This window comes from Acidovorax sp. KPB24-03, from assembly GCF_057546605.1.
In genome coordinates, this window is record NZ_BAAJYR010000198.1 from 1 (window position 1) to 6,365 (window position 6,365).

Here is a 6,365-nt window from a genome sequence, read left to right on the forward strand (position 1 = left end):
CCAGCCCACGCCGGTCGCGCGGATGTGGGTGGGGTAGATGGCGGCGGCCAGCGCGTTGCAGCCGATCTGCGCGCCCACCACGCCGAAGCCCGAGAGCGCCGCGCCGGCCAGCAGGCCTGTGAGGTTCTGCCCGCTGAAGGCGATCAGCGCGATGAAGCCGGCCGAGGCGGCGTAGGCCGCGCCCAGCACGGTGTAGGCGCTGAAGCGGTCGATGAGCCGGCCCAGCGCGAGCGCACCGACCACGCCGCCCAGGTTGAGCATGGCGGTGGAGAGAATGGCCTTTTCCAGCGGCAGGCCGGCGCTTTTGAGCAGCGTGGGCAGCCAGTTGACCAGGAAGTACATGACCAGCAGGTTCATGAAGAACGCCAGCCACAGCAGCATGGTGGTGGGCAGGCGGCCATGGCGGAACAGCTCGAACACCGAGAAGCCCGCCTGCACCCCAGCAGCCTCGCCGCGCAGCCCGGCCATCACCGTGGCCGGGTCTTCGCCCGGGTAGGCGCTCTTGACGATGGGCTCGTAGCGCGCGGGCGCGGCGCCGCTGGCGGCCAGGTAGCGCAGCGATTCGGGCAGCAGCGCGGCCAGCACCGGCAGCAGCAGCAGGGGCAGCACGCCGCCCAGCACGAACACCGAGTGCCAGTCGAAATGCGCGATGAGCCAGCTGGAGATCAGCCCGCCCAGCGTGGAGCCGAGCGGAAAGCCGCAGAACATCACCGTGACCAGCGTGGCGCGCAGGCGCTGCGGCGCATATTCGCTGGTCAGGGCGATGATGTTGGGCATGGCCGCGCCCAGGCCCACGCCGGTGATGAAGCGGTAGGCCAGCAGCTCGTTCATGCTGGTGGCCCAGGCCGTGAGCAGCGCGAACAGGCCGAAGATGAAGGTGGACAGCAGGATGATCTTCTTGCGGCCCCAGCGGTCGGCGGCCGGGCTGAGCAGGAAGGCGCCGGCCATGAGGCCGAAGAGGCCGGCCGCGAAGATGGGCCCGAACTCCGAGGGCTTGAGCCCCCAGTCTTCCGCGATGCGCGGCGCCACGTAGGCGATGGACTGGGTATCGAAGCCGTCGAGCATGGCGACGATGGCGCACAGCAGCGTCACGCGCAGCTGCAGCGGCCCGAAAGCAGCGCGGTCTGCCGCCGGAATGCCGGCGGCCATGGATGGGGTCATTTTGTCTCTCTCCGTCTTGTAGGGATGGGGGTGGCTCATGGGCCGGGGACCACAGGAAAAATCAAGGCTGGTAGTCAGGCTGCTCCTGCGGTCGGGCCGCGATGAAGGCGGGGTGCCGTTCGGCGTGCGCGTACACGGCCATGGCACGCGCATGGAGCTGGAGGTCGCAGCCTGCGCGCAGCGCGTTGGCCACCTGGGGCACCAGGCACACATCGGCCAGCGTGGGCTGGTCGCCGAAGCACCAGGGGCCGCTTTCGTCACCGTGCCTGGCCAGCAGCCGCTCCACAGCCTCGAAGCCCTCGGCCGCCCAGTGGGCGTACCACGCGTCCTTCTGCGCCGCGCTCAAGCCCAGCGGCCCTTGCAGGTACTTCAGGATGCGCAGGTTGTTGACCGGGTGCATGTCGCAGGCGATGACATGGGCCAGCTCCAGCACGCGGGCACGCAGCCGGGGCTCCAGCGGGATCAGGCGCGGCTCGGGGTGGCGCTGGTCCAGGTAGTCGAGGATGGCCATGGACTGGCCCAGGGCGAAGTCGCCGTCCACCAGCAGGGGGACGGCCCGCGATGGATTGAGTGCCGCATAGTCCGGCGCGCGGTGCTCGCCGGTGCGGATGTTCACCCCGTGGTAGTCGGCAGGCAGCCCTTTGAGGGCCAGCGCGATGCGCACCCGGTACGACGTGGAGCTGTTGAAGAAGCTGTAGAGCTGCACGGCGGGCTCCATGGCGTCAGACCACGTCCACCCGCAGCTCGCCCAGGCGTTCCACGCCCACGACCATGCGGTCGCCGCGCACCACCGGGCCCACGCCTTCGGGGGTGCCGGTGTAGATCAGGTCGCCCGGCTCCAGCCGGAACCAGGTGGAGAGGTCGGCGATGGTCTCGGCCACCGACCAGATCAGGTGCGACACGTCGCTGCGCTGGCGGTCCGCGCCGTTCACGGTGAGCCAGATGCCGGCCTGCTCGAAGTGGCCCACGTCGCTGGCGCGGTGGATGGGGCCGATGGGCGCGGAGGCATCGAAGGCCTTGCCGATCTCCCAGGGCCGGCCCATCTGGCGCATTTCCATCTGCCGGTCGCGGCGGGTCATGTCCAGGCCCACGGCATAGCCCCAGGCGTGCTGCAGCGCGTTCTCGCGGGCGATGTCGCTGCCCGCTTTGCCGATGGCGACCACCAGTTCGGCCTCGTAGTGGAAGTTGTCCGTGCGCGAGGGGTACGGCAAGCGCAGCGTCTCGCCATGGGCCACGGGGATGACGGCATCGGCCGGCTTGCAGAAGAAGAAGGGCGGCTCGCGGTCGGGATCGAACCCCATCTCGCGGGCGTGGGCCGCGTAGTTGCGGCCCACGCAGTAGACGCGGCGCACGGCGAAGGCATCGCCGCTGCCTGCAACGGGCACGGCAGCGGAGGGAGGAGCGGGAAACACGAAGGCCATGGAGATGTCTTTCAAACGGAGAACGAAGATTCAGGATGCGCAGCGGCTCACAGGCGCTCTTCGCGCAGCAGGCCCAGGGCGGCCTGCACCGGGCGGTCGGAATAGCTGAACAGCACCGCGTCCTGCGTCGCGGCCAGCTGCACGGGCGCCCATGAGGGGGCGACGAAGGTGTCGCGCGGGCCGAACTGGAAGGTGCGCTCGCCGATGCGCGCCGTGCCCTGGCCCTCGACCACGCTGAACACGGTCGCATCGGTGGCACGGTAGGTGCGGCCCTGGAAGCCGGCCGGCAGGAACTGCATGAACGTGGCCATGGTGGGCATGGGCCACCCCCCGGTGGCGGGGTTCACGTAGCGCAGCTTGACGCCGTCCCAGGCGTCCAGCTCGCCCTGGCGGAACAGCCGGTCCAGCGCCTCGCGGCTGCGCTCGTAGGGGTAGCTGAAGAGGGGCGAGGTCGAGCCCTCCGCAGCGCGGTGGCGCACCGGCACCATGTTGTGGCCGAAGGCGGCAAAGCTGTGCCCCTCGGCCCGGCTCACGGGCTGCACCGCTTCGGGGTAGTTCTCCGCGAAGCCCGCATCCAGGTGGCCGATGAGGGGAATGTCGAGCCCGTCGAGCCAGACCACGGGCTCGCCGCCGTCCGCCACCGCCGGGTTGCCGTGGTCGTGCCAGGTCCACGAGGGGGTGATGATGAAGTCGCCCGGGTGCATGGTGGTGCGCTCGCCGTTGACGGCCGTGTAGGCACCCTGCCCTTCCACGATGAAGCGCAGCGCCGACTGCGTGTGGCGGTGGCTGGGCGCGACCTCGCCGGGCAGGATGAGCTGCAGCCCCGCATACAGCGTGGAGGTGATGCTGGCGCGGCCGGGCAGGCCGGGGTTCTCCAGGATGAGCACGCGGCGCACGGCCTCCTCGGCGCTGATGACCTCTCCCGCCTGCATGACGAGCGGGCGCACGTCCTCGTATTTCCAGAAGGCGGGCACGGCCCGCGGGCGGGGTTCGCGCGGCACCAGGCTGTGCAGCGACTCCCAGAGCGGGGCCATGCCGTGGCGGGCGATGTGGTCGTAGTAGGCCTGCCGGTCGGCGGATGCGGCGGCAGGCGGCGATGCCAGGGTGGGCGTATCCATGCGTTGTCTCCTGTGTCTGCGGCCAGCCATGCCAAAGCACTCGAATGCGCGCTGCCAGCCGGTCCATGGGGCGGATTATTCGAACCCGTCGATAGTCCGTAAAATCATTTATTGGTCTTATCCATAATCTTTTGGATATACCTTCAACCCACCCACCGACCCCATGGACTGGACCCACCGCCTGCGCCTGCGACAGCTGCAGATGCTTTTGAGCCTGGCGCAGACCGGCAACATGAGCCAGTCGGCGCAGTTGCTCCACACCGCGCAGCCCGCGCTCTCCAAGTGGCTCAAGGAGCTGGAAGAGGACCTGGGCATGGTGCTGTTCGAGCGCCATGCGCGCGGGCTCAAGCCCACGCCCCAGGGCGAGGCGCTGATCGCCCATGCCCGGCGCATCGAGGCCCACCTGGACAGCGCCCGCGACGACATGCAGGCCCTGCGCGACGGGGGCAGCGGGCTGGTGGCGGTGGGCACCTCGGGTGCGTCGGCGTCCGACGTGGTGCCCATGGCGGTGCTGCGCCTGCTGGAGTGGCTGCCGCGCGCACAGATCCGGCTGGCCGAAAGCACCATGAACGTGCTCATGCAGCAGCTGGCCCATGGCGAGCTGGACGTGGTGGTGGGCCGTTCCGCGCCCGAACTGCACGACACCCACATCCACACCGAGATGCTGTACATGGAGCCCATCCACCTGGTGGCACGCCCGCAGCACCCGCTGCTGCGGCAGGAGCGCGCGCTGGAATGGGGCGATCTCATGGCCTACCGCTGGCTCGTCTGGCCGCGCGGCACGCCGATCCGCAATGCGCTGGAGGGCGCGCTGGCAACCGCCGGGCATGCGCTGCCGCAGGGCAGCGTGGAATCCAACTCCGTCACGCTCAACCTCACGCTGCTGGGCCACAGCGACATGATCGGCATGGCCTCGCACCGCGCGGCGCTGCGGTTTTCGCACATGGGCGCGCTGCGCGTGCTGCCGGTGCGGCTGTCGGGCTTCGGCTCGGTGTCGATGTACTGGCGCGAGAACACCACCGACCGGGCGGCGGTGGCCAGCATGCTGCGCGCCCTGCGCGAGGCCGCGGCACCCGCCTCCTGACCGCGCGCCAGGGCGTGCAGGCCCGTGCCGATGGGGGCACCATGGCGGCCTGGGCGCACGGTGCGCCCCCACGCGCAGGAGACGACCCATGGCCCAAGCCACCCACGCAGTTTTCAACCAGTTTTCCGAACGCACCGACTACGACCTGCTCGCCACCGATGCCGCGCTGCAGGACGGGCTGCGCCGCGCGGGTGCGCAAGGCGCCCTGCCCGCCCTGGGCGCCTACGCACGGCAGCTCGGCACGGCCGCGACATGGGCCCTGGCCGAACAGGCCAACCGCCATACGCCGCAACTGCACCGCTTCGACAACCGGGGCCGGCGCATCGACCGGGTCGAATTCCATCCCGCGTGGGACGCGCTCATGGCGATGTACCGCGCGCAGGGCCTGGTCTCCATGCCCTTCGACAGCGACCAGCCCGGCCGCTGGGCCGTCTGGGCCGCGGGCTTTTACCTGCACGGCCAGGTCGAGCAGGGCACCCTGTGCCCCGCCACCATGACGCAGGCCGCGATCCCGCTGCTGCGCAAGGAGCCCGCGCTCTGGGCGCAGCTGGAGGGCAAGCTCCACAGCCGCACCCACGACCCGCGCGACCGGCCCGCGCAGGAAAAATCCAGCGTCTGGCTGGGCATGGGCATGACCGAAAAGCAGGGCGGCTCCGACGTGCGCGCCAACACCACCGTGGCCACGCCCATCGGCGCGGGCGGGCGCGGCGGCGAATACCGGCTGCACGGCCACAAGTGGTTCTTCTCCACTCCGCAGAGCGACGCTCACCTGGTGGTGGCGCGCACCGGCGAGGGCGGCCCCTTCGCCTGCTTCTACGTGCCGCGCTGGCGGCCCGACGGCACGCTCAACGCGGTACACGTGCAGCGCCTGAAGGACAAGGTGGGCAACCGCAGCAACGCCAGCGGCGAGGTGGAATTCGACGGCGCCTGGGGCCTGCTGATGGGCGAGGAAGGCCGGGGCATCCCCACGATCATCGAGATGGCGACCACCACGCGCCTGAACTGCGTGGCCGGCAGCGCCGCCATCCTGCGCCAGGCCACCGTGCAGGCCATCGCCTATGCCCGCCAGCGCCATGCCTTCGGCCGGGCCCTGGCCGAGCAGCCGCTGATGCGCGCCGTGCTGGCCGACCTGGCGCTGGAGAGCGAGGCCGCGCTGGCGCTGCTGATGCGCCTGGCCGAGGCTTTCGAACGCGAGGATGACGGCACCGCCAGCGCGGCCGACCGCGCCTGGAAGCGCGTGATCACGCCCGCCGCCAAGTTCTGGGTCTGCAAGCGCGGCGTGGGGCTGCCGGCGAGGCCATGGAGGTCTTCGGCGGCAACGGCTACGTGCAGGACGGCGTGATGGCGCGCCTCTTTCTCGAATCGCCCGTCAACTCGATCTGGGAAGGCTCGGGCAACGTGATGTGCCTAGACGTGCTGCGCGCCCTGGCGCGCGAGCCCCAGACCGCGTCGGCGCTGCTGCAGGACTTCGCCGACGCTGCGGCCGGCGAGCCGCGCATCCTCGACGCGCTCCGGCCGCTCGAAGGCCTGCTGGCCCTCCCGCCCGAACAGCTGGAGCCCCTGGGTCGCCAGCTCGTGCAG

The 6,365-nt window shown here is 70.6% G+C and carries 5 protein-coding genes and 1 pseudogene; 2 read left to right on the forward strand and 4 right to left on the reverse strand.

Annotated elements, in window-relative coordinates; genetic code table 11:
* The 4 genes from AC27KI_RS16920 to gtdA form a co-directional block, all read right to left on the reverse strand.
* A partial coding sequence (locus AC27KI_RS16920) for an MFS transporter (protein ID WP_487114864.1) occupies nucleotides 1-1,161 on the reverse strand: 1,161 nt, incomplete at its 3' end.
* 61 nt (nucleotides 1,162-1,222) lie between these two features.
* A complete protein-coding gene (maiA, locus tag AC27KI_RS16925; protein ID WP_487114866.1) occupies nucleotides 1,223-1,867 on the reverse strand; it encodes a maleylacetoacetate isomerase in 645 nt (214 codons plus the stop codon).
* 16 nt (nucleotides 1,868-1,883) lie between these two features.
* On the reverse strand, nucleotides 1,884-2,582 hold the full coding sequence (locus AC27KI_RS16930) for a fumarylacetoacetate hydrolase family protein (protein ID WP_487114868.1): 699 nt from the start codon (nucleotides 2,580-2,582) through the stop codon (nucleotides 1,884-1,886).
* Nucleotides 2,583-2,629: 47 nt separating this feature from the next.
* Nucleotides 2,630-3,700, reverse strand: coding sequence for a gentisate 1,2-dioxygenase (gene gtdA, locus AC27KI_RS16935; protein ID WP_487090109.1), 1,071 nt, complete (start codon nucleotides 3,698-3,700; stop codon nucleotides 2,630-2,632).
* Between the two features lie 163 nt (nucleotides 3,701-3,863).
* Here gtdA and AC27KI_RS16940 point away from each other — a divergent pair, with 163 nt between their 5' ends.
* Together AC27KI_RS16940 and AC27KI_RS16945 are read left to right on the forward strand one after the other, a co-directional pair.
* A complete protein-coding gene (locus tag AC27KI_RS16940) occupies nucleotides 3,864-4,784 on the forward strand; it encodes a LysR family transcriptional regulator (protein ID WP_272566096.1) in 921 nt (306 codons plus the stop codon).
* Nucleotides 4,785-4,872: 88 nt separating this feature from the next.
* A pseudogene (locus AC27KI_RS16945) lies at nucleotides 4,873-6,365 on the forward strand (acyl-CoA dehydrogenase family protein); the annotation flags it as partial.